This window comes from Mycolicibacterium sichuanense, assembly GCF_033741125.1.
GTDB lineage: Bacteria > Actinomycetota > Actinomycetes > Mycobacteriales > Mycobacteriaceae > Mycobacterium.
In genome coordinates this window covers 1-25,583 of record NZ_JAWQPU010000017.1, presented here as the reverse complement: position 1 = coordinate 25,583, position 25,583 = coordinate 1, and the positions used below count along the sequence as shown (strand labels likewise).

Genomic DNA, 25,583 nt, shown 5'->3' with positions numbered 1-25,583 from the left:
CAAACCTCCTCCGCCGACCCCGGATGACAGCACGCCGATGTGATGGGCCAGATTCTAGGGGACGATCGAGTCCACGTACCCGCCGTCGACCCGAACGGCGGCACCCGTCGTCGCCGAGGCCAGCGGTGAACTGAGGTAGGTGACCATTGCCGCGATCTCGTCGGGCTCGATGAGACGTTGCAGCAGCGACTGAGGGCGATGCTTGCGCATGAACTCGCGCTGCGCCTCGTCCCACGGCAGCGACCGGTCGACCAGCTGGTAGACGAAGTCCTCGACCCCGGCAGTATGGGTGGGCCCGGCGATGACGGAGTTCACGGTGACCCCGGTGCCCGCCGCGTCCTTGGCGAACCCCCGCGACACCGCGAGCAGCGCCGTCTTCGACGTCCCGTAGTGAATCATCTCCTCCGGGATGACGATTGCCGAGTCGCTGGCGATCTGGATCGCCCGGCCCCAGCCACGGTCGACCATGCCGGGCAGGTACGTGCGGATGAGCCGCACCGCGGCGAGCACGTTGACGTCGAAGTAGCGACGCCACTCGTCGTCTGTGATCTCACGGGCGGGGGCGGCCCCGAAGATGCCGAGATTGTTGACCAGGACGTCGACCTCGGGCAGCTTCTCCTGGAGCCCAGCGACCCCGTCGGCACTGGTCACGTCGGCCGCGATGCCCACCACCTCGCCCTGGGCGGTGCCGCAAAGCTGGGCGACCGCCTCCTCGACGCGGGCCGCGGTGCGGCCGTTGACCACCACGCGGGCGCCGCTCTCGGCGAGGCCCTTCGCGATGGCCAGGCCGATGCCCTGGGTGGAGCCGGTGACGAGTGCGGTCTTGCCAGAAAGGTCGATGATCACGCTTCGTACTACCACCGCGGGCGCGCTGGCATTCCGCGAAACCCGATGACGTGACCCGGGTCCACATGACTTTCCCAGGGGAGTATGGAACCGTTTCGTTGTCGGGACCGCCCGCCTGAGCAACGACGCGAGGTGACTCCGGAGGATGTGACCAACCCATCCGACGGTGGTCCGTCACCACCTGCCCGTGGGGCCTGTCCGTGCGTTATCCCACGGTCGACGATGAGGAGATCTTCGTGCGCCGGTTGTTCACGACGGCTTTCATGGCGGTGCTGCTGCCCGTCCTCGTAGGGTTCTTCGGCGGCGCCGCCACGGCGAACGCCTTCTCCAGGCCCGGCCTTCCCGTCGAGTACCTGATGGTGCCGTCGGCGGGCATGGGCCGCGACATCAAGGTGCAATTCCAGAGCGGCGGGGTGAATTCACCTGCGGTCTACCTACTTGATGGTCTGCGCGCGCAGGACGACTTCAACGGCTGGGACATCAATACCCAGGCCTTCGAGTGGTATTACGGCTCAGGGCTTTCGGTCGTCATGCCCGTCGGCGGGCAGTCCAGTTTCTACAGCGACTGGTACAAGCCCGCCTGCGGAAAGAACGGGTGCCAGACCTACAAGTGGGAGACGTTCCTGACCCAGGAACTGCCGGCGTACCTGTCCTCGCAGCGGCAGGTGAAGCCGACTGGCAGCGCCGCCGTCGGGCTATCGATGGCCGGGTCCGCGGCGCTCACGCTGGCCGTCCACCACCCCGCCCAGTTCCCCTACGCGGCCTCGCTGTCGGGCTTCTTGAACCTGTCCGAGGGCTGGTGGCCCGGGCTCGTCAACACCTCGATGGGTGACGCCGGCGGCTACAAGGCCAACGACATGTGGGGTCCCGCCGAGACCGACCCGGCGTGGAAGTACAACGACCCGATGGTCAACCTGCCCACACTGATCGCCAATGACACCCGCATCTGGGTGTACTGCGGCAACGGCACCCCCAGCGATCTGGGCGGCGACAACCTGCCCGCCAAGTTCCTGGAGAGCTTCACGCTGCGGACCAACAAGACGTTCCAGGACGACTATCTTGCGGGTGGCGGCAAGAACGGCGTGTTCAACTTCCCCGACAGCGGCACCCACGATTGGGGGTACTGGGGTCAACAGCTCCAGGAGATGAAGCCGGACATCCAGCGGGTGCTCGGCGCCACGCCGACGGCGTCGTAGCCGGCGAACGCCGGTAGTGAATCCTCTGCGGAAATATGGGTCTGATTCCGCAGAGGATTCACACGCGGCGGGAAGTTACTCGGCGCCCTCGACCTCGATGTCCTTGAGCTCGCGCTTGAGGATCTTTCCGGTCGGATTGCGCGGCAGCTCGTCGAGGAAGATCACCTCGCGCGGCACCTTGTAGCGGGCGAGGTTGTCCTTGACGTAGGCCTTGATCGCATCCTCGTCGACCGAGGCGCCGTCGGCCTTCACAACGAATGCCCGCAGCCGGTGGCCCCACTCCTTGTCCTCGACGCCGAGCGCGGTCGCCTCGACGACCTCGGGGTGCCCGCTGATCAGGTCCTCGACCTCGGCGGGGAAGACGTTCTCGCCGCCGCACACGATCATCTCGTCGTCGCGGCCGCTGACGTAGAGCAGGTCGTGCTCGTCGAAGTAGCCGACGTCACCGGAGGACATCAGCCCGTCGATGATCGCCTTGTGTCCGCCGCCCGTGTAGCCCTCGAACGGGAACGTGTTGCCGACGAAGATGCGGCCCACCTCGCCCTTGGGCACCTCGTTGCCGTTGTCGTCGAACAGTTTGACCTTGACGCCCTTGACGACGGGCCCGACGGTGGAGGGGTTGATCGACAGATCCTTGGGCCGGGCGATGGTCGCGAACGCAATCTCCGTGGACCCGTACAGGTTGTAGACCACCGGCCCGAGATCCTTAAGGGCGCGGGTGGCGAGCTCGCCGCCGAGCTGCGAACCCGACACGAAGACGATGCGCAGGCTCGACAGGTTGGGCTTGGGGCTGGTCTTCTCCAACTCGTCGAGGATGCGCGAGAGCATCACCGGAACGACGACCATCGCCGTCACCCGGTGCTTCTCGATGTCGGCGAGCACGGTGGCCGGCTTGAACCGGCGGCGCAGCACCAGTGTGCTGCCGAGCATCATCGCGATGGTGGCGTGCAGGAAGCCGAGCGCGTGGAACATCGGCGCCGGAAGCGACGTCACCTCACCGGCCTTGAACGGCACGTGGGACAGCACACCCCCGATGGGTGCGAGTGACGGCGGAGTGCTGCGGTTGGCGCCCTTGGGAGTTCCGGTCGTACCGCTGGTGAGGATGATGATCTTGGAGTGCGCCGAGGCCTTCGGAGGCGGCGTCGCCCGACTCCTGGCGATCAAGTCGGCCAGCGTCTCGTCGGAGCTCTCGTGCGGGGCCTCGCCGTTGGCGGCCGCGGCGGCGTCGACGTTGTCCGGGTTGGTGGGCAGGGCGCGAAGCTTGCCCAGCTCCGGGTTCGCGGCCGAGCACGCCTTCGTGTACTCGTCGTCGTGGATGATCAGCTTGGCGCCCTCGCGTTCGGACACCTCCTTGATCTGCGGACCGGAGAACTCGCTGTTGAGCAGGATCAGCCGTACCCCGACCTTGGCCGCGCCGTACAGCGCGATGAGGAACCAGCGGTGGTTGCGAATCAGTAGGGCGACGCCGTCGCCTCCCCTGACACCGAGGCCCAGCAATCCGTTGGCGACCGCGTTCGCGGCGTCGTCGAGTTCCTTGAAGGTCAACTCGCCGTCGTCGTCGATGATCGCCGTACCGTTGGGATGGCGACGGGCGTTGAGCGCCGGGATCATCCCGAACTCACCCCAGCGCCTGATGTCGGCGAGCATGGCGGCGATGTTCTGCGGCGGCTCCAGCCGCAGCGCACCCGCCTCGAACATCTTCCTGGCGTAGTGCAGCTCGGCCGAACCGCGCTCGAGATACTGCTGAAACTTGGCCGCTGCCTGCAGGGGAAGCTCGGTGAGGTTGGGCATGGCCCCACAATATGTGACGGCGATCGCACATGGGACCGGTAGTACCGCACAACTACCATGAATGCCATGGCGTCTGCGCTGACCATGGACATCGGCGGCCGGACACTGCGCGTCACCCATCCCGACAAGGTCGTCTTCCCCAGCCTTGACGGCCGAGCGGGCGTGACGAAGCTCGATCTGATCGAGTACTACCTCGCCGTCGCCGACGGTGCCCTGCGCGGCGTGGCGGACCGCCCGATGATCCTCAAGAGGTTCGTCAAGGGCATCTCCGAGGAGGCGATCTTCCAGAAGCGGGCTCCCGAGAAGCGTCCCGACTGGGTCGACGTCGCCGAGCTGAAGTACGCCTCCGGCACGTCGGCGAAGGAGGCCGTCATCCACGACGCCGCCGGGTTGGCCTGGGCGGTGAACCTCGGGTGCATCGACCTCAACCCGCACCCGGTACGGGCCCACGATCTGGAGCACCCCGACGAGTTGCGCGTCGACCTCGATCCGATGCCTGGCGTCGAGTGGTCGCAGATCGTCGCCGTGGCGCTGGTGGCACGCGACGTCCTTGCCGACTACGGCTTGACGGCGTGGCCCAAGACGTCTGGCTCCAAGGGCTTTCACGTCTACGCGCGCATCGAGCCCAACTGGCCGTACCGCCAGGTGCGTCTGGCCGCCGAGACCATCGCTCGCGAAGTCGAAAGGCGCGCACCGGATTTGGCTACCAGCAAGTGGTGGAAGGAAGAACGCGAAGGCGTCTTCGTCGACTTCAACCAGAACGCCAAGGACCGCACCGTGGCCTCGGCATACTCCGTTCGATCGCGCCCGGACGCCAGGGTGTCCACCCCGTTGCACTGGGACGAGGTACCCGACTGCCGGCCCGAGGCGTTCACGGTCGCGACGGTGCCCGCCCGCTACGCCGAGATCGGCGACCCGTGGGAGGGCATGGACGCCGCGGCCGGCGGCCTGGAGGGCCTACTGGCACTGGCCGAGGAGCTGGGTCCGGCCGAGAAGGCACCACGGGGTGCCCGGCGCGGAGATGGCGGACCCGGTCAGAGGGTGCCCACGAAGCCGCTCATCGAGATCGCCAAGACCAAGACCAAGGACGAGGCCATGGCGGCGCTGGAGACGTGGAAGGCCAAGTGGCCCGCGGCCGCTGCGCAGCTGGAGCCCATCGACGTGCTGGTCGACGGGATGCGTGGGCCCAGCTCGATCTGGTACCGCGTCCGCATCAACTTGCAGCACGTTCCGGCGGATCAGCGTCCCCCGCAGGAGGAGCTGATAGCCGATTACTCCCCATGGGAGCGGTACTCCGGTGCACAGTGGCATCGAGGCTGACGCGAGCGGATTTGCTGCCATGGGGCTCCGAGACTTCTTAACGATGTTTTAGGAGTTACTCCCCGGTACCTTATTTTGGCCCCCTAGTTTGGGATTCAGTCGAAGTGACGGCACCGCCGCCTTCTCACTCGGCACCTACCGAAGGGAGGCAGTGCCATGACCGCAACGAGCACCGGCTCAGCGTCGAATTCCCGCTTCCGCTATGGAAATCCGTCGGTTGAGTGCAATGGCGCCGAGCTGCACAAGCAGTGCCGGCAGCTGGCGACCGTGTTGACCATCACCGGCGCCATCGACGAGGTCAACGTCGGCCTCGTCGTGAGCCAGGCCCGCGGCTGCATCATCGCGGAGAAGCCCTTCGTGCTAGATCTCAGCGGCGTTACCTCCTTCGCTGCGCAGGGGATCGAACTGCTCGACGCAATCGACGAGGCCTGCTACGCCGCCGGTGACGAGTGGGCGCTCGTCATCAGCCAGCAGGTGTCACGGACCCTGCGCCTCTGCGGCGTCGACGACGTCTTCCCCGCCACGGCATCGGTTGCCGATGCGCTGCACCACTTCTCGGATGTCGCTGGCGAGCGCCGCCGCATCCTGCCGATCCTGACCAAGTCCGCCTGAGCAAGGGGAACGAAGACATGCTGATCGACGTCCGTTGGTTGAGGTACCTGATCCATCCCCGCCACAAGGCCGTTGCCCGCCGCTGATTCCTTGCGCCACGATTGGCGCCGTCGGGACTGACTTCCCGACCTAGCGGGTATGCCGCTCCAGCAGACGACACGGCTGGAGGCGGATCAATGAGTTCCATCGAGAGCGGGCCCGAGACATCCGCCAAGGCTCGCGAGGCCACCCCGGGGCAGCTGACCGGTGCGGTCGTCATCGTCGCGCTGGTGTCGGCGGTCGCGGGAATGCTCTACGGCTACGACACCGGCATCATCTCCGGTGCTCTTCTGCAGATCACGAAGGACTTCGGCATCGTCGAGGGCTGGAAGCAGGTGATCGCGGCCAGCATCCTGCTCGGCGCCGTCGTCGGTGCGCTGACGTGTAGCTACCTCTCCGAGCGGCGCGGCCGCAAGGGCACACTGGCAATGCTGGCCGTGGTCTTCGTCGTCGGCGCGCTGTGGTGTGCGATCGCGCCCAATCCGGTGCTGCTGTCGGTGGGACGTCTCGTCCTCGGCTTCGCCGTCGGCGGCGCCACCCAGACCGCACCGATGTACGTGGCCGAACTCGCTCCGCCCAAGTACCGCGGCCGGCTGGTGCTCTGCTTCCAGATCGCGATCGGTGTCGGCATCGTCATCGCGACGATCGTCGGTGCGTCGGAATCGATTCCGTGGCGGTGGTCGATCGGGATCGCGGCCGTCCCAGCCGCGATCATGCTCGGCCTGCTTCTTCGTCTGCCGGAAAGCCCGCGCTGGCTGGTCAAGCAGGATCGGCGCGACGAGGCCAAGGCCGTGCTCGACCGGGTCCGGCCGTCGGGTTACGACGTCGAGGACGAACTCGACGAGATGGCCGAACTCAGCCACCAGGAGCAGACGGCGCAGACGCGGGGGTGGGCCGGCTTGCGCAAGGCCTGGGTGCGGCCAGCCCTCATCCTGGGCTGCGGCATCGCGATCTTCACTCAGCTCAGTGGCATCGAGATGATCATCTACTATTCGCCAACCATCTTGACCGACAACGGCTTCTCCGAGTCGGTGGCGCTGCAGGTGTCGGTGGCGCTCGGCGTGAGCTATCTGGTGGCCCAGCTCGTCGGGCTGACCATCATCGACAGGGTGGGCCGACGCCGACTCACCCTGATCATGATTCCCGGTGCGGCGCTGAGCCTGTTAGTCCTCGGATGGCTGTTCGTCTCCGGCAACAGCGGCCGGGACTCGGTGCCCTTCATCATCGCGTGCCTGGTGGTGTTCATGCTCTTCAACGCCGGCGGCCTTCAGCTCATGGGTTGGTTGACTGGGTCGGAGACCTACCCGCTGGCGGTGCGGCCCGCGGGCACCGCCGCGCAGTCGGCCGCACTCTGGGGCACCAACCTGCTCATCACACTCACCCTGCTGACCCTGATCAGCGGCATCGGGGTCGGCCCGGCGATGTGGCTCTACGGCCTGTTCAACGTCGCCGCGTGGCTGTTCGTGTACTTTCGGATGCCCGACCTCACCGGCCGCAGCCTGGAGGAGATCGAGAGCAAGCTGGGCGCCGGGCGGTTCCGGCCGAAGGACTTCGCGCGCTGATCGGTCAGCCGCCGGCGGCAACGGCCTTGAGATCCGCCATCGTCCGGCGCATGACCGCCGCCAGATCGCCATCGTCGGGCCCCGCCACCCAGATACCGAAGGCCACCTTGAAGACCGTGATGCCCGCCTCGGCGGTGAGGATGGCGTCCGAGTCCCCGACGCCGCGGGCCCGCAACGCGTCGGCGACCGCCTGACCGAGGGTGGCGAGCTTGATCAGTTCGCGTTCCCGCAGGCTGGGATTCGCGTCGATGACCGCCTGGCGCGCCCGCGAATGCTCCAGGCGCTCCGCGAACAATTCGGCGACGTCATTCAACGCCTCCCCGACCATGTCGAGGGGGGTTAGCAAATCGGGAGCATTGGCAACCGAATTCGCGAACAGTTCGACGAGCATCTCCGAGCCGGAGAACAGCACCTCGCGCTTGTCGGCGAAGTATCGGAAGAACGTGCGCTCGGTCAATCCGGCGCGCTCGGCGATGTCCGCGACGGCGGTCGGTTCGAAGCCACGTTCCCCGTAGAGCTCCAGGGCCGCCTCCTGTAGGCGGCCGCGCGCGTCCGGCTGCCATCGACCCATGCGCGCATATTAGTTGATGACAGTCACTGACATAGTCGCTATGGTGGTGATGACAGCAGCTGACATCGAATTCGTGGAGGTCTCGTGCGCATCTTCGTCACCGGAGCATCCGGCTGGATCGGCTCGGCCGTCGTGCCCGAACTACTCGGCGCCGGTCACCAGGTCGTCGGCCTGGCCCGTTCCGAATCGTCCGCCGAGGCCCTGCTGGCCGCCGGCGCCGAGGTACGGCGCGGCAGTCTGGACGACCTCGACGTCCTGGCGGCCACGGCCCGGTCCGTCGACGGGGTGATCCACCTGGCGTTCAAGCACGACATCGCCTTCACCGGCGACTTCGACACTGCGGTCACCGCCGACCGCACCTCCATCGAGGCACTGGCGGACGCCCTGGCGGGGTCGGACCGACCGCTGGTCATCGCGTCGGGCACCACCGGCATGGCGGTAGGCCAAGTCGCGACCGAGAACGACGGGCGCGACGGGCCCGCGAACGCCGAGAGCGGCCTGCTCGGTAGACAGGCCAACGCCCGCTACGTGTTGGCGCTGGCCGATCGCGGGGTGCGCTCCGCGGTCTTGCGACTGCCTCCGACGGTGCACGGCGACGGTGACAACGGGTTCGTGCCGAAGCAGATCGACGTCGCACGCGAGAAGGGCGTGGCGGCCTACATCGGCGACGGATCCAATCGCTGGCCCGCGGTCCACCGCAGCGATGCCGCCACCCTCTTCCGGCTGGCCGTCGAGGAGGCTCCTGCGGGTTCGATCCTGCACGCCGTCGCCGACGAGGGGGTGCCGATGCGGGACATCGCCGCGACGATCGGACGGCACCTGGACATACCCGCCAGTCCCATCACTCCCGAGGACGCCGGGGCACACTTCGGTTGGCTGGCAGGGTTTCTCGCGCTGGACGTCCCGGCATCGAGTGCGTTGACGCGCTCGCTACTGGACTGGCACCCGACGGGCCCCGGACTGCTGGAGGACCTCGACCAGGGACACTACTTCTCGGAGTCGTCCTGAGCGCAGCGCCACGCGTTTGACGCTGGGGTCAATGCGGGTATTCCGCGCCCATGATCGACCACGACGACTCGATGTCGCCCCGATTCACCCCCACCGCGGGTGATCCGTCGCTGCAGTTGTTTGGCCAGGGGTGGACTCCAACGTCGGATTCCGCCGCCGGGGCGGATTCGTACGTCGGGCGCCATCGCGCCCCCGAGGAATGATCCGACGGCGTCGCCAGGCCGTGAGATCGATCACCCGCAACCCCCATCCGACCCATCCGTTCTGCGGACCCCACGGTGGATCGCAGCTGTGCTCGTTGCGCCGACCGCCCTGCCAGTAGAGCCGAGGATCGCACGTCATCACGGGTGCGGAGACGCCACCGGGCACCATTGCGCATTCGCTCGAACCCCGGCGACCCGGTGCCGGACGGTCGCCGGACGGCGGCTCTCCCAGCAATCCCCCAGGAATATTTACTTTTGCTAACGTAGTTTTCCTCCTCGTGCCCCATTGGCACCGAATAGCGATTCATATTCTTGATCGTCAGAGGAGAACGTCATGTCAGCTCCAGCCAACGCTCGCGAGGTGCGGCTATCCCGTAGATTCGACGAATTGACCTCGATCTCGGGCACTGGTGATCCGCAACTCGTTGCCGCGCAACCGGATCCGGTGGTGACCGCCGCGCGTGACCAGGCCGGCCTTGGGCTCGTCGAAGTGATCAGGACGGTGATGAACGGCTATGCCGAACGTCCCGCCCTCGGGCAGCGCGCGGTCGAGTTCGTCACCGAGGACTCGGGCCGCACGACTGCCAGGTTGCTGCCGCGCTTCGACACCCTCACCTACGGCCAGACCTGGGACCGGGTGCGCGCGCTGGCAGATGCCTTGGCGGGCAACCCCGTCCGCCCCGGTGACCGCGTTGCGACGCTTGGCTTCACCAGCGCCGACTACGCCGTCGTCGACATGGCGCTCGCGCTCGCCGGCGCGGTGTCGGTACCGCTGCAGACCAGCGCGCCCGTCGCCCAACTCCACCCGATCCTGGTGGAGACCCGGCCCGTCGCCGTCCTGTCGAGCATCGACCACCTCGACGACGCCGTCGAGCTGGCACTGACCGCACACGCACCCGAGCGCTTCGTGGTCTTCGACTACCACCCGCAGGTCGACGACCAGCGCGAGGCCGTGGAAGCCGCCGCCGCGCGCCTGTCGGACCTCGGCGTCCGCGTCGAGGTGCTCGAGGACGTCATCGCCCAGGGCGCCAGGCACTCCGACGCATCCGACACCCAGCATGGCGCCGAGGATGCCCTCCGACTACTCATCTACACCTCGGGAAGTACCGGAGCGCCCAAGGGCGCCATGTACACCGACCGGCTGATGGCCAACTGCTGGCGCGGCTGGTTCAGCCCCGTCTGGGACACCGAGGGCAAGCTGCCCGCAATCACGCTGAGCTTCATGCCCGTCAGTCACGTGATGGGGCGCGTCATCCTCTACTCGACCCTCGGTGCGGGTGGCACGGCCTACTTCGCCGCCAAGAGCGATCTATCGACGCTGCTGGAGGACCTCGCGTTGGTGCGCCCGACGAAGCTCGACCTGGTGCCGCGCATCTGGGAGATGCTCTTCCAGGAGGTGCAGAGCGAGGTCGACCGACGGACGGCTGCCGAGGGCACCGACCGGGCCACGGTCGAGCTCCAGGTGATGGCCGAGCAGCGTGTGAATCTCATTGGTGGACGGCAGTTCTCGGCCATGACCGGTTCTGCGCCGATCTCCCCGGAGCTGCGGGCCTGGGTCGAGGAGTTCATCGACATCCACCTCATCGACGGCTACGGGTCCACCGAGGCCGGCGTGATCCTGGTCGACGGCCAGACCCGTCGGCCTCCGCTGCTGGACTACAAGCTGGTCGACGTGCCGGACCTTGGCTACTTCGCCACCGACCGGCCGCACCCCCGGGGTGAGCTGTGGGTCAAGTCGCAGGACCTGATCCCCGGCTACTACCAGCGCCCCGAGGTGACGGCCGAGCTCTTCGACGACGACGGTTGGTACCACACCGGCGACGTGTTCGCCGAGATCGGCCCCGACCAGCTCACCTACGTCGACCGCCGCAACAACGTCCTCAAGTTGTCCCAGGGTGAGTTCGTCACGGTCTCCAAGCTCGAGGCGGCCTACGGGGGCCACCCCTCGGTGCGCCAGATCTTCGTATACGGCAACAGCGCCCGCTCCTACCTGCTGGCCGTCGTGGTGCCCACCGACGATGCGCTGGCCGGCGTCGGCGGCGACGTGGCGGCGGTCAAGCCCGTGCTCGCCGACGCGCTGCAGAGCGTCGCCAGGGACGCCGGTCTGCAGTCGTATGAGATCCCGCGCGACTTCATCGTCGAGACCGAACCCTTCACCCTCGAGAACGGGTTCCTCACCGGAATTCGCAAGCTGTCCAGGCCGAAGCTCAAGGAGTTCTACGGTCCTGCGCTCGAGCAGCTCTACGTCGATCTCGCCGACGGCCAGGCCGACGTGCTGCGCTCGCTGCGGCGCGACGGCGCCACCCGTCCCGCGCTCGAAACCGTGAGCCGGGCGGCGGGTGCGCTGCTCGGCACCCCGTCGGCAGACGTCGCGCCAGACGCAGCGTTCACCGATCTCGGCGGAGACTCGTTGTCGGCCTTGACCTTTGCCAACTTGCTGAACGAGATATTCGACGTCGACGTGCCCGTCGGCGTGATCGTCAGCCCGGCCAGCGACCTGGCATCGATCGCCGCCTACGTCGAGTCCCAGCGCGCCGGCGGCAGCAAGCGTCCCACCTACGACGCGGTGCACGGCAGGACTGCCACCGAGGTACATGCCCGTGACCTGACGCTCGATGCCTTCATCGACGCCGCCACCCTTTCTGCGGCACCCGCACTGCCGGGACCGAGCCGCGAGGTGCGCACCGTGCTGCTGACCGGCGCCACCGGATTCCTGGGCCGCTACCTCGCCCTGGAGTGGCTGGAGCGGATGGACATGGTCGACGGCAAGGTCATCTGCCTGGTGCGCGCCAAGGACGATGCGGCGGCACGGGCCCGGCTCGACGCCACCTTCGACAGCGGTGATCCGAAGCTGCTGGCGCACTACCAGTCCCTCACCGATCACCTCGAGGTGCTCGCAGGGGACAAGGGCGAGGCCGATCTGGGGCTGCCGCAAGGGACCTGGCAGCGGTTGGCCGACACCGTCGACCTGATCGTGGACCCGGCCGCCCTGGTGAACCACGTGCTGCCCTACAGCCAGCTGTTCGGCCCCAACGCCGTTGGCACCGCCGAGCTGATCCGCATCGCGATGACCACCAGGATCAAGCCGTTCGTCTACGTCTCGACCATCGGTGTTGGCGACGGCATCGAACCCGGCCACTTCGTCGAGGAGACCGACGTCCGCGAGATGAGTGCCACCCGCAAGGTCGACGACAGCTACGCCAACGGCTACGGCAACAGCAAGTGGGCGGGTGAGGTGTTGCTGCGCGAGGCGCACGACCTCTGTGGTTTGCCTGTCTCGGTCTTCCGCTGCGACATGATCATGGCGGATACCACCTACGCCGGTCAGCTCAACGTGCCGGACATGTTCACCCGGATGATCCTCAGCCTGGTGGCGACGGGCGTGGCGCCTGCGTCTTTCTACGAACTGGACGCCGGCGGAAGCCGCCAGCGTGCCCACTTCGACGGTCTGCCAGTCGAATTCATCGCCGAGGCGATCTCGACCCTGGGAGCGGCCGTCGACGAGGGGTTCGAGACGTTCCACGTGATGAACCCGTACGACGACGGCATCAGCATGGACACCTTCGTCGACTGGCTCGTCGAGGCGGGTCACGCGATCAGCCGGGTGCCCGAGTACGCCGATTGGCTGGCACGTTTCGACACCGCACTGCGGGCCCTGCCCGAGAAGCAACGCCAAGCGTCGCTCCTGCCGCTGCTGCACAACTATCAGACGCCCGATCGTCCGATCAACGGCTCACTCGCACCGGCCGACCACTTCCGGGCCGCGGTTCAGGAGGCCAAGATCGGTCCCGACAAGGACATCCCGCACCTGTCGGCACCAGTGATCGTCAAGTACGCCACCGATCTGGAGCTACTCGGACTGCTCTGACATACGAAACTGCCCACCTCGGAGTGACTTTCACTCCGAGGTGGGCATTCGTGTCGGCTGCGCCGAAGCGCAGAACGTCAGTAGTTGTTGCAGGTGTTGGCGACCTGCGAGATCAAGCCGCTGTACTGCGCTGCCTGCGGGTAGGCCCGAACCTGGTCGATCTTCGCCTGGCGGCCCGAGGGCGGCGTGTTGACGAGGTCCTGCAGATACGCCACGGCGATCGGGCTGCTGGTCAGCTGACCGGCGGCCACCGGATCCTCAGCCGTGAGCGCGGCAATCACCTGCGGGTAGGTGCACGTCGAGTTGACGATCGCTGCGTCCCCGGGTGCCGCGGAGGCGATCCCGCTTCCCGCCATCAGGGCCAGTGCTGCTCCGCCGAGACCGACGGCCACTCGTGTTGTCAACGTCATTACATCCACCTTCCGACACGTGTATACGACGGCATCATCGAAGTGTCGTCATGAGTTTAACCGTCGCAGCCCCCGCCCGCGTTACATGCTCGCTGCCAGCGAAATCACCGCAGCGGCCCCGAGCAGCGGCGTGCCTTGACCGAAGCGGCCCGTCACCAGGACTTTCGGTGGACCGACGGAGCGCCGGAGGGGCTCGGCCCACTAGCCGGAGCGCTACTCCGCGACGAGTTGATGACTGTCGACGAACACCAGGTCGTCGTCGTCGAGCATCACCGCCCACCGGCGCGCGGGTGGGGCGATGACGTCTCCCCCGATCTCCACCGGAATGCCCACGGCATCGCCGAAGTCGTCGACGACGACGCCGTGCGCTTCCTTGTCCGTGCTGGGAAAGACGCACACGCGCGCCGTGATCGTGACGCCTTCGGGCGCATCGTCCCCGCCGCCACCTTCGTTTTCACTCATGGTCACTCACCGTCCAATTCCATTCCCCCGAGGGGACACATTGTCGGGCTTCCTGCCCGACATCGGAGCAGTTCGACCATATTTACCTCTACGTCACACCGCGACACCCAGCTCGCGGAGCCGCGCGCGGTAGGCATCCGCGGCAGCGAGTTTCACGCCTTCGTACCCGCGCACCATGTCCGGCAGCGCGGCGATCTCGACGGCACGGTCGTAGCTGGCCGCGTCGAGCTCGCCGGCCAAGCGGGTGACGACGGCGGTGTACTCGGCGAGCAGTTCCCGCTCGACCCTGCGAACGTGCGCGTAACCGAAGGGGTCGAACTTGGTTCCACGCAGCCGCTTTCCCTTGGCCAGCAGGCGCAGCACACCGTGGGTGCGCGGTCCGAAGCCGATCTTGTCGCGGCGGCCGAGAGCTCGCAGGACCGGCGGGTGCAGCTTGAACGTCAGGTTCGCTCCGGCCGGTACCTCCGCTCGGACCTGCTCGACGAATCGTGGATCGGTCAGCAACCGCGCCACCTCGTACTCGTCCTTGTACGCGGTGAACTTATACAGCCCGTTGGCGACCGCCTCACTGAACTCGGTGCGATCGGAAACCGCACGCTCGGCGGTCCAAATCGCCTGGAGCTGCGTCACGTAGCGTCGCGCGACCCGCTCGCTCTGGAATTCGACGAGGTCGGCGGCCCGCCTGGCCACCAGATCGCCGACCCGTCCGGTGATGGCGGTCCCGGCCAGGACGCCGTCCGGCGCGCGGCGGGGGCGCCGGACGCGAGCGGGTGTCACCGCCGCCTCGAAGCGTGCAGCGTCCGCGATGGCGACGCGGCCCCAGCGGAAGGCAGCGCGGTTCACCTCGACGGCGACCCCGTTGATCTCGATGGCTTCCTCGATGCTCGCGGCCGGAAGCCGCAACGCGCCGGTCTGATACGCCGCGCCGACCAACAGCAGGTTGGCGGCGGCGGTGTCGCCGAACAGCGCTTGGGCGGCCGCGAGCGCGTCGAAGGAGTGAACTGCCGCCGACACCCGATCCAGTCGGTTGAGCAGGTACGGCGTCTCGGGATGGGCGACGGTCTTGTCGTAGACCATCTCACCGGTGGGGGTCTTGCTGGTCGAGGCGACGGTGATGGTCCTGCCAGGATCGCCGTAACCGAGGCTCTTCGCGTCCGCGGCGGCGAGCAGGTCGAAGGCCACGATGCAGTCGGCGCTGCCCGGCGTCAGGCGGTTCGACGGGTCGAGCCGGCCCGCGGCGAATCTGAGGTGCGACACCACCGGCCCGGCCTTTTGGCTGAGCCCGATCTGGTCGAGGCTCTCGACCTCGTAGCCGGCCCGTAGTGCTGCGGTAGCCAGCACCTGGTTCACCGTCACGATTCCGGTCCCGCCGATGCCGGCGAAGAAGACGTTGTGCGTGGCGGTGACCGGCTCGGTGTCGGCGTCGGGCAGCACGGGCGCCTGGGGCGCCGAATGCCCGACTCGCGGCGCCCGGCCCGGCGCGACCTGCACCGTGACGAACGATGGGCAGTCGCCGTCCAGGCAGCTGTAGTCGGTGTTGCACGAGGTCTGGTCGATGCGCGTCTTGCGGCCGTACTCGGAGTCGACCGGCTGCACCGACAGGCAGTTCGACTTCACGCCGCAGTCCCCGCAGCCCTCGCACACCGCCTCGTTGATCAGGACGCGGGTGGTGCGGGCGGGCAGCGTCCCGCGCTTGCGCTGACGGCGCGCGTCGGCCGCGCAATGCTGGTCATAGATCAGCACGGTCACGCCAGGGACCTCCCGCAGCAGCTTCTGCGCCTCGTCGAGGCGGTCGCGCGGCCACACGACGGTGCCCTTGGCCAGGGCGCGCCTGTCGTGGCGGCCGGGTTCGTCGGCGCAGACGATGATCCGCGCCACGCCCTCGGCCGTCAGCTTGTGGGTGAGCTGCGCGACGGTCAGCGCACCCTCGGCGTCTTGGGCGCCGGTCATGGCGACGACCTCGTTGTAGAGCAGTTTGTAGGTGATGTTCACTTTGGCAGCCACGCAGGCCTGCACGGCCAGCTGGCCGGAGTGGAAGAACGTGCCGTCACCGATGTTCTGGAACAGATGGCCGACATCGGTGAACGGTGCCTGCCCGATCCACTGGCTGCCCTCCCCACCCATCTGGGTGAGCCCGACGACGGCGCTGTCCGTGCGGCTGGACATCGTCACCATCGTGTGGCAGCCGATTCCGCCGCCGGCCAGCGAACCCTCCGGCACCGCGGTGGAGCGGTTGTGCGGGCAGCCGCTGCAGAAGTATGCGGTGCGGCTGGCCGGCAGCACCTCCAGCGCCAGCGCCGGCGGAGCGGCCCTCCGCAGTTCGAGCCGGTCCGCGAGCACCCGGCGCAGCGGGGCAAGCAGCCGGCCGGCGGTGAGCTCGCCGCCCACCGGTATCAACGGGCGACCGGCCCTGTCACGCTTGCCGATGATGCGGGGAGCACCAGCTCTGCCGTAGAGGATCTCGCGCACCTGGGCCTCGACGAACGCCGTCTTGTCCTCCACGACGAGGATCTCGTCGAGACCGTCGGCGAAGGTCCTGACGGTATCGGGCCCCAGCGGGGTGGGCATGCCGATGCGCAACAGCTTCACCCCGGCCCGGTGCAGCGCGAAGTCGTCGGCCCCGAGATCGATCAGTGCCTGGCGGACTGCGTCGAACGTGGTCCCCGTCGCCGCGATCCCGATGGTCGCACCGGGGGAATCGAGTTCGATCACGTCGAGCCGGTTGGCGGCTCCGTACGCCCGCACCACCTCCGCGCGCGGACCGTACAGGTCGGCCTCGGCGTCGAGGCTGGCGGCCGGAGCGGCCATCGGACGTTGGCGGTACATGAATGGCCTTGCTTCCCAGCGCACTTCGGGAACGACGACGTCGACGTCGGCGAAGCCCCCATCGACCGACCAGGCGCCGTCGGCCACGTCGGCGACGATCTTGAGCGCGACGACGCACCCCGAGGCCCTCGACATCGCCACCCCGTGCATGGTCATGGTGACGATCTCGCTGGCGTTGCGCGGGAACAGCACCGGGATCCCCAGCGCCGCCAGCGACCGCTCGCTCACCGCGGGCACCGTCGAGGACTTCGACGCAGGGTCATCTCCCACCAGTAGCAACATGCCGCCGCGGGGGTTGGCGCCGTACATGTTGGCGTGCCGGAGTGCGTCGGTGGCCCGGTCCAACCCCGGCCCCTTGCCGTACCAGACGCCGATCACGCCGTCGTGGGTCGGCGTGCCCATCGGCAGCACCGCCTGACTACCCCACACCGAAGTCGCCGCGAGCTCCTCGTTGAGCCCCGGCGAGAACGTGATGTCGTGGGCCCGCAGCACGTCGGGCATGCCCGCGAGCATGCGATCCAGACCACCAAGCGGGCTGCCTTGGTACCCGGAGACGAACGTGGCGATCCGCAGCCCCGCCCGCGCATCGCGCTCGTGCTGCTCGACGAGGGCTCGAGCGATTGCCTGGACGCCGGTCAGGAGAACCGGGTCCGAACCCGATCGGAAGCGGTCCCCCAACTCGTAGGGACGACGGTCCGGCCGACGGACGTCGAGATCGGTCATGGCGACTCACCACCTGGTCTGGCCTGGGCTAACTGATGAGTCAAGAGAATCATCTACATACAAGATGAGCAAGCAACACTCCTATTGTTGAGCATGTTGCCCATTGCGGTGCGAGTGTGACGTGCGATACTGAGCGGCATGACGAGGCTCGACCGCACCGATGCACGTCTGCTCCTGGCGATGTGCGACGCACCGCGCGCCACCGGCGTGCAGCTCGCCGCCGCACTCGGCCTGGCCCGCAACACCGTGCAGGCGCGGTTGGCCCGGTGGGAGCGCGACAGGGTGCTGGCGCCGATCGACCGCTGCGTGTCACCGCGCGACCTTGGCTATCCGCTCAAGGCATTCATCACCGCGGTGGTCGATCAACACCGGCTGGACGACGTGATCGGCGCACTCGCCACGATCGCGCAGATCACCCAGGTGACCGGGTTGTCGGGAGCCGCGGACTTGCTGATCGGAGTGGTCGCCACCGACGCCGACGACCTCTACCGGGTCGCCGGCCTGGTGCTGGCGGTCCCAGGAGTCGAGCGCACGACCATGTCGGTGGCGATGCACGAGGTGGTCGCGTATCGCACGCGGCCGCTGCTCGAGGAGCTGGCCCGCTAAGCCGACCGGATGGCTAGGCGCGAGCCAGTCGGTCGATCCGATCGAGGGCCAGCGCACACACGGCCAGATATGGCGGAGCCCACGGCGGAACGCCGAACGTCACCCGGCAGCCTCCGTCGCGCACGGTCACCGAATGCCGTGTGGCCGGAACACCCGCGACCTTCCAGGCCCACACGTGACCGTCCTCGAATTCGGTCACCTCGAACGGCAGCGGCACCCCACCGGGCGTCCAAACCTTGCCGCGGGCACCGAGCCGCAGCGGCCCCGGCTGATCGAGTCGACCGCGTCGAACGGTCGGGCCCCAGTCAGGCCACGCGTCGAGGTCGGTGAGCACCCGCCAGGCGGCCTCCGGAGTGGCCGTCGTGTCGCGCGCAACCGTGAGCATGCGGTGCTGCCAGCCGAGGATCATCGAGCTCACCATCCCCGTGCTGGCGTCCGGTCAAACCCTCAGCCGAACCATCGGACGTCGTCGCCGCGGTCCGGCAGGTTCGCCAGCCGCGACGCATCGAGGTACTCCAGCACCCACTGGGCCGTGACGAACTCACCGAAGCGCCGCGGCTCCTCCACCACCTCGTGCTCCCAGTGCCCACTCTCGTCCCGGCTCGTCACGACCACGGGACCGACGAAGATGTTGCCGAAGAATGCGAAATGACGGGTGCCACCCTCGGTCGTCGGGACGTCGACGTAGTAACTGACATTGCCACCCTCGCCCGGCGAGCGTCTGATTTGCTGTAATGACATTCGATTCGCAATCACCAAGTTCACTCCCCCTTGCTGCCTTAACTTCCGGGATGATCGACCTGGCGTCAATGGTGTTGACATAAGGGGTGAGCGGGATGCCGGATCCCGGGAGGCAGAAGGCGTCGGGGCGGCGTCGCAGGAAGACGCTGGCGGGTACCGAGCTCTCCAGGGACGTCTACATCGATGCGGCGGTCAACCTGATCGAGAACCGCGGTGCCGCCGTCCTAAGCGCTCGTACGCTGGCGTCGGCAGTCGGCGCCGACGCCTCGGCGCTCTACCGTCATTTCACCGGCATCGACGACGTCCTGCGCGCGGTGGCCGACCGGATGATCGGCATCGGACTGGACCGCTGGGTGCCCGGCGCGGACTGGCTGTCGTCCCTGGCCAATCTCGCGCGGTCGCTGTTCGCCGTCTATGCCAGGGAATTCCCCCGCACCGGGTACGCCGTCGCCACCCGCACCACCGGGTTGCCCAACGAGATCCGCGCGGTCGAAATCACCCTGGGGTTGCTGCGCGAGGGCGGATTCGACGAGGAGTCGGCGACGCGGTGGTTCGGCAGCCTGTCGGACTTCCTGCTGGGGCAGGCGATGCTGGAGAGCGCCTTCGTCACCCTGCCGTCCGAGATCCGCGACGCCGACGTCGCGGCCTGGCAGGAACTCGCCACCCGCTTGCCCGACGGCGACGGTGACGGCGACGGCGACGGCGACGGCGACAATGCCCATCCCCACACCGCGGCGGCCGCCCCGCACCTGGGCGAGTACATGGTCAGGTCCTCGTTCGAGTCGACGATGGAGCTGGTGCTCCGCGGTCTCGCCGCCTCGCCGCGCGATTACCCTCGGAGCGATGACTAACGGGCGCACGCGGGTCTTGGTGATCGGGGGCGGGTTCGGCGGCCTGTTCTGCGCACGCAGACTGGGCGGAGCCGACGTCGACGTCACCCTGTTGGACCGCGGTGCCAGCCACGTGTTCCAGCCACTGCTGTACCAGTGCGCCACCGGAACGCTCAGCATCGGCCAGATCAGCCGGTCCCTGCGCGAGGAACTGGCGCACCACCGCAACGTCACCACCCTGCTCGGCGAGGCCATCGACCTGGACGCCGAGTCCTGCCGCCTCACGGCCCGCCGGCCCGACGAGACCACCTTCACGCTGGACTACGACGTGCTCGTCCTCGCGGCCGGGATGCGGCAGTCCTACTTCGGCCACGACGAATTCGCCAAGTGGGCGCCGGGAATGAAGACCCTCGACGATGCGCTCACCATCCGCCGCCGCATCTTCGCTGCATTCGAGATCGCCGAGACGCTGAGTCCCGGTCCGGAACGCGACGGCTGGCTCACCTTCGCGGTGGCAGGCGGCGGGCCGACGGGCGTCGAGCTGGCCGGCCAAATCCGGGAGATGGCGACCCGCGCCCTGGCCAACGAGTTCCACAGCATCGAACCCGAGGACGCCAGGGTGCTGCTGTTCGACGGCGGCACGTGCGTGCTGTCCAGTTTCGCGCCGGCGCTGTCGGCCAAGGCGGCCGCGATCCTGGCGGGCCTCGGCGTCGAGCTGCACATGGGCGTGCACGTCACCGACGTCCGCCGCGAAGGCATCACGGTCACCCCGAAGGGGGGCGGTCCCGATGAGGAGTATGCGGCGCGGACCGTGCTGTGGACGGCGGGAGTCGAAGGTGTGCCGTTCGCCAAGCGGGTCGCCGACGTGCTCGGCGCGACGACCGACCACGCAGGACGCATCGCCGTCGGAGCGGACCTGTCCGTACCCGGCTACCCGAACGTGTTCGTCATCGGCGACCTGGCCGGGCGCGACGGGCTGCCAGGGGTCGCCGAGAACGCCATGCAGGGCGGCCTGCACGCCGCAGCGTGCGTGCGCCGCGATCTCGAGGGCCTGCCACGCAAGCCGTACCGCTACCGCGACGTCGGTTCGGCGGCCTACATCAGCCGCGGCCACGCCCTGCTGCAATTTGGTCCCGTCAAGTTGTCCGGCGTATTCGGTTGGCTGGGTTGGGGTCTCATCCACATCGCATTCCTGACCGGTGTGCAGAACCGCATCAGTACCGTGGCCACCTGGCTGTCGGCGATCGCCCGCGCCCGTCGCACCGACCGGTCATTCATGCTCGGCAGCCCGACGACTCACGAGCTGCCCTACACCTGGTCGGCTTGCGGCCCGCCGCAGATCGGGCCGCCGGCTGCCAAGGAAGTCCGCGGATTGACCGGCGACGCGAGCGGGTAGAGATCCCTTGCAGGCGGGAGGTTGGCACCGCCACAGTCGAAGGGGTCGCGATGAAGGTGATCGAGCGGGGCACGGCACGCTGCCCCCGGTGCATGGCACTGACCGACTACTGCTTCCGCGAGACCGACGGCGGCATTCTTCGTTACGAGGTGTCCTGCCAACCGTGTGGTCACGTCCACGTCGAGCTGTCGGGGCCGTGCTCCGCGGAAGCCGTCGCCGCCTAGTGTCACGGCGATGACCGACATCACCACGCTGATCCTCGACGACCACACCTGGTTCCGCGAACAGTTCGCGCGATTGGACTATCTCCAGGCCCGCCGGACGGTGCAGGCCGAGGCCCTGGAGCGGGTCTGGCGTCCGCTCGCCGACAAGCTCGACGTGCACGCCTACGTCGAAGAGGCGATCTTCTACCCGCAGCTGCTCAAGCGCGGCGTCGACGACCCGGAGGGCGAGACGCTGGACGCGATCGGCGACCACAACGACATTCGCGACGGTGTCCGCGACGCCGACGCCGCCGAGGTCGGTACCGACGACTGGTGGGCGGCAGTCGGGCGGGCCCGCGCCGCCAATGACGAGCACATGGGCGAGGAGGAGCGCGAGGGGCTGTCCGACTTCCGCCGCCACGCTCCCGCCGGACTCCGCGAGGCGCTCGGCAAGCAGTACGCCGACTTCATGGCGGCTCACCCGACGACCGAGGGGCTGCGGATCGTCGACCGCGACCCCAAGGCCTACGTCGAGAACGCGGGTCCGCCGTCGGAGTCGAAGCCGAAGCCGAAGGACACCTCGCTAGGCATCGGCAGCCTCAAGGGGCAGTGACCGGTCGAACGCGACCCGCCTGAACCGCGCCAGCCCGGAGCCTGCCGTTCGCGTGCCAACCTCCTGTGAATGTGCTTGAGCCCAGCACGAAGATCGCTGCAGACGGGTGCTAATTGACGGAACCCTCCGAGCGATTGGACAGACTATGACGCGAAGCGACGGCCGACGCCTGAAGACGGCAGCCACCATCCTGGGGGGCACCGCGCTCGTGGCGATGGGAATCATCGGGTCCGTGGCCGGCAATGCGCCAGCCGATCGGACGGCCGTGGTGTCCGACTCGATGACGACTGGGGCGACGACGACGATCACCTACTCGGGCACCATCGCCCCCGTCGTCGCGGTTCCCCCGGTGAAGGCAACGTTCTTCGGCGAGAGCTGACCGGCCGCCGCCAGCCCTTGGTCAGCTGATAGCCACCTTCGCGCCCGGATGCGAGACACCGGGGCGCCGACGCGGTCACACCTGCACATAGGATTTTGGCATGCGGACGGGTGAGGCGGCGGTGCAGATCGCTGGCGGAGGGTCATGACGACGCCGCAACTCCTCTCGGGTCGTTACGAGCTCGGCGAGATCCTCGGGTTCGGTGGCATGTCGGAGGTCCACCTCGCGCGTGACGTCAGGCTCGATCGCGACGTTGCCGTCAAGGTGCTGCGCGCCGATCTGGCCCGCGACCCGAGCTTTCAACTGCGCTTCCGTCGCGAGGCGCAGAACGCCGCGGCGCTGAACCATCCCGCGATCGCCGCGGTGCACGACACCGGCGAAGCCGACACCACCGCTGGAACGCTGCCGTACATCGTCATGGAGTACGTCGACGGCGTCACGCTGCGTGAGCTGATCCACGACGACGAGCCCGTCGACCCGCAGCGGGCGATCGAGATCATCGCCGACGCCTGCCAGGCGCTGAACTTCAGCCACCAGCACGGCATCATCCACCGCGACGTGAAACCGGCCAACATCATGGTCACCAAGGCGGGCGCGGTGAAGGTGATGGACTTCGGCATCTCCAGGGCCCTGCACGACAGCGGCACGCCGGTCACGCAGGCCGGTGCCGTCGTCGGCACCGCGCAGTACCTCTCGCCCGAGCAGGCGAGCGGCAAGCCGGTCGATGCCCGCTCGGACGTCTACGCCCTCGGGTGCGTGCTCTACGAACTGCTCACCGGCGAACCACCCTTCGTGGGCGACTCCCCGGTCGCGGTGGCCTACCAGCACGTCCGTTCCGCCCCGAGTGCACCGTCGAAGCGCAACCCCGCGATCTCGCCCGAGCTGGACGCGGTCGTGCTCAAGGCGCTCGCCAAGGATCCGGCCGATCGTTACCAATCGGCTGCGGACATGCGCTCCGACCTGATTCGCGTGCACAGCGGTCAGCGCCCGGAGGCACCACAGGGAGCCGCCGCCGAGCGTGCCTCGCGACCGGTGGCGTCGCACAGCCGCTCGAAGCGCACCAACCCCGCCACCGCTGCGCAGCCGGTGCTGGCGACGACTGACCGCGCCCGCCCGGTGCGGCGCTGGCTGCCCGTCATCGCCGTGTTCGCCGTGTTGGCGATCGTCGCCTCGATCGCGATCGCCGTGTACGACTCGCGTAGCCACCCGGTGCCCGACGTCCAAGGCCAGGCCAAGGACGCGGCGATCAATACCCTGCAGGGCCTCGGCTTCAAGGTGGTGACGCAGCCGGTGTTCGATTCGACGGTGCCGGTCGACCACGTCGTCGGCACCGAACCGGGGGCAGGTCAGAGCCTGTCCGAAGGCGACCAGGTCACCGTCGACGTCTCCAAGGGACCGAAGGAGGTCCAGATCCCCGACGTGACGACGATGACCCCCGACGACGCCGAGAAGCGGCTTCGGGCTGCGGGATTCACCAACATCAACCGCACCACCGGCCCATCCGAGCCGGAGCAGAAGGGGACGGTCACGACGACCGTCCCCGCTGCCAACGCCACGGCAGCGACGGACGCCTCGATCACCCTAGTCGTCGGCATGGGCCCGGACACCGGTCAGGTTCCGGACTGCACCACTCTGACGTTCGAACAGTGCGATGCCCTGCTCAAGCAGTCCGGGTTCCAACAGACCTTCCGCGTCGACAAGGACGGCCTGCTGCCGGCCGGCCAGGTGATCGGCACCAATCCCGCGGCTTCACAACAAGCCTCGGTGTCCACCGTGATCCAAATCCTGGTGTCGCTGGGCAATCAGGTCCCGATGCCGGACCTCAAGGGCCTGACCTACGACGAAATCATGCAGAAGTTGCAAGGACTTGGAATCACGATCCTTCCGCAGAAGGGCTCAGACGTGCCCGGTGGTGAGCACTTCAAGGCCGTCACGCAGGATCCGCCGGCGGGCACCCCCATCAACAAGTCCACCGGCGTCATCACGGTCCAATACGGCGCCTGAGCCCCACCTCAGCGCATCGGCAGATCCGCCGTGGCCGACCGCACCGCGTCGGTGAGCGCCGCCACCGTCGGGCTGTCGAGTTTCCAGCACTGCCAGAACAGCGGCACGTCGAGGTGCTCGGCGGTGATCTGCACGAAGGACTCGTCGACGAGCTGGGTGGGGAACATCCCCCACCCGAGGCTGGCGTGCACCGCCGCCGCGAACCCCTCCGCCGTCGGCACGTAGTGCGTCGGCCGGCCGATGTTCCTGCCGAACACCTTGCGCACCAACTGATCCTGCAGCGCATCGTCGCGATTCCAGGCGAGCGAGGGCACGCGAGCCGCCGCGGCGGCGGTGAAGCCATCGGACAGGAAGCGTTCGACGAACGTCGCGGACGCCACCGGGACGTACCGCATCACGCCCAGCGGGTACACCCGGCATCCCGGCACGGCGGCGCGCTGCGTGCTGACCGCGCCCATCACCTCCCCCTCCCGCAGCAACCGGGTGGAGTGGTCCTGATCCTCGATGCGAATGTCGAACAACACGTCGGGCAGCTCGGTGAACACCGAGGTGAACCAGGTCGCCATCGAATCGGCGTTGACCGCCAGCGCAATCCGGGTCTGGTTCCGCGGACCACCCCCGGTCTCGCCCAGCGCCTCGGACTCCAGCAGCGCGGTTTGAGCGGCCAAGCGCAGCAACGGAATACCGGCCGTCGTCGCCACACAGGGTTTGTCGCGCACCACCAGAACCCGACCCACCCGCTGCTCCAACGCCTTGATTCGCTGACTGATGGCCGACGGCGTGACGTGCAGCCGCTCCGCCGCGGCGTCGAAGCTGCCGAACTCGATCACCGCCGCCAGGGCGGCCAGTTGCCCGGAGTCCAACCGACTCTCGTAGCCGACGGGCTTGCGACCTCGATCCGTCATCCGACGCGTCACCCTCCTCGCCGACGATCCTCCCACGCGGACCTTCGAGCGTCGGCGCGAACCGTTCCGCCAAGGGCTGGCTCAGTGTTTGCGGAGCTTGGTGATCAACTCGTCCTTGGTCAGGCGTGAGTAGCCCGTCATCCCCAACTCCTTGGCCCGCTTCCGCAAATCGGCCACCGACCAACTGTCATAGCTACCCGCCTTGCCGCCCTTGCGGCCCACGGACTTCTCGCCACGGGCGGCGACGGCGTTGGATATCCGCGCGGCCTTCTGCTTGGAATCACCCTGCTTACGCAGGTCTTCGTACAGCTCTTCGTCCTTGATCGATGAATTCGGCATGATCCACCTCCACTGGCTTACTGGTCTGCACTGATTTGAAACGCCCTGGTTCTGTCGGAGGCTCGAGCTATTGGATTTCGACCAGGGTTTGGTCGGTCCGCTGTGCATCGTAGAATGCGGCTTCGAACTC

At 67.8% G+C, this 25,583-nt stretch carries 23 protein-coding genes; 13 read left to right on the top strand and 10 right to left on the bottom strand.

The genetic code is table 11. The annotated features are described in order from the left end of the window. Positions 1-54: 54 nt before the first annotated feature. Positions 55-846 (bottom strand): SDR family NAD(P)-dependent oxidoreductase, encoded by a 792-nt coding sequence (locus SBI80_RS27585; protein ID WP_318978302.1) that lies wholly within the window; start codon positions 844-846, stop codon positions 55-57. 263 nt (positions 847-1,109) lie between these two features. Here SBI80_RS27585 and SBI80_RS27580 point away from each other — a divergent pair, with 263 nt between their 5' ends. After that, the gene (locus tag SBI80_RS27580) at positions 1,110-2,042 is read left to right on the top strand and encodes an esterase family protein (protein WP_318978338.1); all 933 of its coding nucleotides are present in this window, start codon (positions 1,110-1,112) and stop codon (positions 2,040-2,042) included. Positions 2,043-2,117: 75 nt separating this feature from the next. On the opposite strand, the gene fadD2 is transcribed toward SBI80_RS27580, so the two are convergent. Continuing rightward, on the bottom strand, positions 2,118-3,833 hold the full coding sequence (gene fadD2 / locus SBI80_RS27575; protein ID WP_318978301.1) for a long-chain-fatty-acid--CoA ligase FadD2: 1,716 nt from the start codon (positions 3,831-3,833) through the stop codon (positions 2,118-2,120). A gap of 66 nt (positions 3,834-3,899) precedes the next feature. Between fadD2 and ligD the strand changes: the two genes are divergently transcribed. From ligD to SBI80_RS27560, 3 genes are all read left to right on the top strand, one after another. After that, positions 3,900-5,153 carry a non-homologous end-joining DNA ligase gene (gene ligD, locus SBI80_RS27570; RefSeq protein ID WP_318978299.1) on the top strand — a complete coding sequence of 418 codons (1,254 nt, stop codon included), beginning with the start codon at positions 3,900-3,902 and terminating at the stop codon, positions 5,151-5,153. 156 nt (positions 5,154-5,309) lie between these two features. Next, on the top strand, positions 5,310-5,765 hold the full coding sequence (locus tag SBI80_RS27565) for an STAS domain-containing protein (RefSeq protein ID WP_318978298.1): 456 nt from the start codon (positions 5,310-5,312) through the stop codon (positions 5,763-5,765). Positions 5,766-5,881: 116 nt separating this feature from the next. Then, positions 5,882-7,366: a sugar porter family MFS transporter gene (locus SBI80_RS27560; protein ID WP_413232829.1), complete on the top strand. Its 1,485-nt coding sequence runs from the start codon at positions 5,882-5,884 to the stop codon at positions 7,364-7,366. A 4-nt stretch (positions 7,367-7,370) separates the two neighbouring features. Here the strand turns inward: SBI80_RS27560 and SBI80_RS27555 are convergent, their stop codons facing one another. Next, the gene (locus tag SBI80_RS27555; protein ID WP_318978295.1) at positions 7,371-7,937 is read right to left on the bottom strand and encodes a TetR family transcriptional regulator; all 567 of its coding nucleotides are present in this window, start codon (positions 7,935-7,937) and stop codon (positions 7,371-7,373) included. An 84-nt stretch (positions 7,938-8,021) separates the two neighbouring features. On the opposite strand from SBI80_RS27555, the gene SBI80_RS27550 reads away from it, so the two are divergent. Then, on the top strand, positions 8,022-8,945 hold the full coding sequence (locus tag SBI80_RS27550; RefSeq protein WP_318978294.1) for an SDR family oxidoreductase: 924 nt from the start codon (positions 8,022-8,024) through the stop codon (positions 8,943-8,945). A gap of 537 nt (positions 8,946-9,482) precedes the next feature. Then, the gene (car, locus tag SBI80_RS27545) at positions 9,483-13,016 is read left to right on the top strand and encodes a carboxylic acid reductase (RefSeq protein WP_318978293.1); all 3,534 of its coding nucleotides are present in this window, start codon (positions 9,483-9,485) and stop codon (positions 13,014-13,016) included. Between the two features lie 77 nt (positions 13,017-13,093). On the opposite strand, the gene SBI80_RS27540 is transcribed toward car, so the two are convergent. The 3 genes from SBI80_RS27540 to SBI80_RS27530 form a co-directional block, all read right to left on the bottom strand. Further along, positions 13,094-13,426 carry a hemophore-related protein gene (locus SBI80_RS27540; protein WP_318978292.1) on the bottom strand — a complete coding sequence of 111 codons (333 nt, stop codon included), beginning with the start codon at positions 13,424-13,426 and terminating at the stop codon, positions 13,094-13,096. Positions 13,427-13,639: 213 nt separating this feature from the next. Next, entirely contained in the window at positions 13,640-13,888 is a 249-nt protein-coding gene (locus SBI80_RS27535) for a hypothetical protein (RefSeq protein ID WP_318978290.1), read from the bottom strand. A 93-nt stretch (positions 13,889-13,981) separates the two neighbouring features. Then, entirely contained in the window at positions 13,982-17,437 is a 3,456-nt protein-coding gene (locus SBI80_RS27530) for an indolepyruvate ferredoxin oxidoreductase family protein (RefSeq protein ID WP_318978289.1), read from the bottom strand. 138 nt (positions 17,438-17,575) lie between these two features. Here SBI80_RS27530 and SBI80_RS27525 point away from each other — a divergent pair, with 138 nt between their 5' ends. Then, entirely contained in the window at positions 17,576-18,043 is a 468-nt protein-coding gene (locus tag SBI80_RS27525) for an Lrp/AsnC family transcriptional regulator (protein WP_318978287.1), read from the top strand. Between the two features lie 13 nt (positions 18,044-18,056). Here SBI80_RS27525 and SBI80_RS27520 read toward each other — a convergent pair whose 3' ends face one another. Together SBI80_RS27520 and SBI80_RS27515 are read right to left on the bottom strand one after the other, a co-directional pair. Continuing rightward, positions 18,057-18,452 (bottom strand): SRPBCC family protein, encoded by a 396-nt coding sequence (locus SBI80_RS27520; protein WP_318978286.1) that lies wholly within the window; start codon positions 18,450-18,452, stop codon positions 18,057-18,059. A 38-nt stretch (positions 18,453-18,490) separates the two neighbouring features. Continuing rightward, positions 18,491-18,784 (bottom strand): hypothetical protein, encoded by a 294-nt coding sequence (locus SBI80_RS27515; RefSeq protein WP_318978284.1) that lies wholly within the window; start codon positions 18,782-18,784, stop codon positions 18,491-18,493. A gap of 95 nt (positions 18,785-18,879) precedes the next feature. Between SBI80_RS27515 and SBI80_RS27510 the strand changes: the two genes are divergently transcribed. From SBI80_RS27510 to pknB, 6 genes are all read left to right on the top strand, one after another. Next, positions 18,880-19,635 (top strand): TetR/AcrR family transcriptional regulator, encoded by a 756-nt coding sequence (locus SBI80_RS27510; protein ID WP_318978283.1) that lies wholly within the window; start codon positions 18,880-18,882, stop codon positions 19,633-19,635. After that, positions 19,628-21,010: an NAD(P)/FAD-dependent oxidoreductase gene (locus SBI80_RS27505; protein WP_318978282.1), complete on the top strand. Its 1,383-nt coding sequence runs from the start codon at positions 19,628-19,630 to the stop codon at positions 21,008-21,010. The genes SBI80_RS27510 and SBI80_RS27505 overlap by 8 nt, the downstream gene beginning before the upstream one ends. 50 nt (positions 21,011-21,060) lie before the next feature. Continuing rightward, on the top strand, positions 21,061-21,234 hold the full coding sequence (locus SBI80_RS27500; RefSeq protein WP_318978280.1) for a hypothetical protein: 174 nt from the start codon (positions 21,061-21,063) through the stop codon (positions 21,232-21,234). A gap of 10 nt (positions 21,235-21,244) precedes the next feature. Further along, a complete protein-coding gene (locus SBI80_RS27495; protein WP_318978278.1) occupies positions 21,245-21,826 on the top strand; it encodes a hemerythrin domain-containing protein in 582 nt (193 codons plus the stop codon). A 145-nt stretch (positions 21,827-21,971) separates the two neighbouring features. Continuing rightward, complete coding sequence (locus SBI80_RS27490) at positions 21,972-22,205, top strand: hypothetical protein (protein ID WP_318978276.1); 234 nt, start codon at positions 21,972-21,974, stop codon at positions 22,203-22,205. Between the two features lie 144 nt (positions 22,206-22,349). Next, positions 22,350-24,209, top strand: coding sequence for a Stk1 family PASTA domain-containing Ser/Thr kinase (pknB, locus tag SBI80_RS27485; protein ID WP_318978274.1), 1,860 nt, complete (start codon positions 22,350-22,352; stop codon positions 24,207-24,209). A gap of 8 nt (positions 24,210-24,217) precedes the next feature. On the opposite strand, the gene SBI80_RS27480 is transcribed toward pknB, so the two are convergent. Both SBI80_RS27480 and SBI80_RS27475 read right to left on the bottom strand, forming a co-directional pair. Next, positions 24,218-25,114, bottom strand: a complete 897-nt coding sequence (locus SBI80_RS27480) for a LysR family transcriptional regulator ArgP (RefSeq protein WP_318978273.1) — start codon at positions 25,112-25,114, stop codon at positions 24,218-24,220. An 81-nt stretch (positions 25,115-25,195) separates the two neighbouring features. Further along, complete coding sequence (locus SBI80_RS27475) at positions 25,196-25,453, bottom strand: DUF7218 family protein (RefSeq protein WP_318978271.1); 258 nt, start codon at positions 25,451-25,453, stop codon at positions 25,196-25,198. Between the last annotated feature and the right edge of the window lie 130 nt (positions 25,454-25,583).

Excerpts from the sequence above, each read along its gene's own strand:
- SBI80_RS27580 (WP_318978338.1), top strand. The coding sequence starts at position 1,110 with ATGGCGGTGCTGCTGCCCGTCCTCGTAGGGTTCTTCGGCGGCGCCGCC.
- fadD2 (WP_318978301.1), bottom strand. The coding sequence starts at position 3,833 with ATGCCCAACCTCACCGAGCTTCCCCTGCAGGCAGCGGCCAAGTTTCAG.
- ligD (WP_318978299.1), top strand. The coding sequence starts at position 3,900 with ATGGCGTCTGCGCTGACCATGGACATCGGCGGCCGGACACTGCGCGTC.
- SBI80_RS27565 (WP_318978298.1), top strand. The coding sequence starts at position 5,310 with ATGACCGCAACGAGCACCGGCTCAGCGTCGAATTCCCGCTTCCGCTAT.
- SBI80_RS27555 (WP_318978295.1), bottom strand. The coding sequence starts at position 7,937 with ATGGGTCGATGGCAGCCGGACGCGCGCGGCCGCCTACAGGAGGCGGCC.
- car (WP_318978293.1), top strand. The coding sequence starts at position 9,483 with ATGTCAGCTCCAGCCAACGCTCGCGAGGTGCGGCTATCCCGTAGATTC.
- SBI80_RS27540 (WP_318978292.1), bottom strand. The coding sequence starts at position 13,426 with ATGACGTTGACAACACGAGTGGCCGTCGGTCTCGGCGGAGCAGCACTG.
- SBI80_RS27535 (WP_318978290.1), bottom strand. The coding sequence starts at position 13,888 with ATGAGTGAAAACGAAGGTGGCGGCGGGGACGATGCGCCCGAAGGCGTC.
- SBI80_RS27530 (WP_318978289.1), bottom strand. The coding sequence starts at position 17,437 with ATGACCGATCTCGACGTCCGTCGGCCGGACCGTCGTCCCTACGAGTTG.
- SBI80_RS27525 (WP_318978287.1), top strand. The coding sequence starts at position 17,576 with ATGACGAGGCTCGACCGCACCGATGCACGTCTGCTCCTGGCGATGTGC.
- SBI80_RS27520 (WP_318978286.1), bottom strand. The coding sequence starts at position 18,452 with ATGATCCTCGGCTGGCAGCACCGCATGCTCACGGTTGCGCGCGACACG.
- SBI80_RS27515 (WP_318978284.1), bottom strand. The coding sequence starts at position 18,784 with ATGTCATTACAGCAAATCAGACGCTCGCCGGGCGAGGGTGGCAATGTC.
- SBI80_RS27510 (WP_318978283.1), top strand. The coding sequence starts at position 18,880 with ATGCCGGATCCCGGGAGGCAGAAGGCGTCGGGGCGGCGTCGCAGGAAG.
- SBI80_RS27505 (WP_318978282.1), top strand. The coding sequence starts at position 19,628 with ATGACTAACGGGCGCACGCGGGTCTTGGTGATCGGGGGCGGGTTCGGC.
- SBI80_RS27500 (WP_318978280.1), top strand. The coding sequence starts at position 21,061 with ATGAAGGTGATCGAGCGGGGCACGGCACGCTGCCCCCGGTGCATGGCA.
- SBI80_RS27495 (WP_318978278.1), top strand. The coding sequence starts at position 21,245 with ATGACCGACATCACCACGCTGATCCTCGACGACCACACCTGGTTCCGC.
- SBI80_RS27490 (WP_318978276.1), top strand. The coding sequence starts at position 21,972 with ATGACGCGAAGCGACGGCCGACGCCTGAAGACGGCAGCCACCATCCTG.
- pknB (WP_318978274.1), top strand. The coding sequence starts at position 22,350 with ATGACGACGCCGCAACTCCTCTCGGGTCGTTACGAGCTCGGCGAGATC.
- SBI80_RS27480 (WP_318978273.1), bottom strand. The coding sequence starts at position 25,114 with ATGACGGATCGAGGTCGCAAGCCCGTCGGCTACGAGAGTCGGTTGGAC.
- SBI80_RS27475 (WP_318978271.1), bottom strand. The coding sequence starts at position 25,453 with ATGCCGAATTCATCGATCAAGGACGAAGAGCTGTACGAAGACCTGCGT.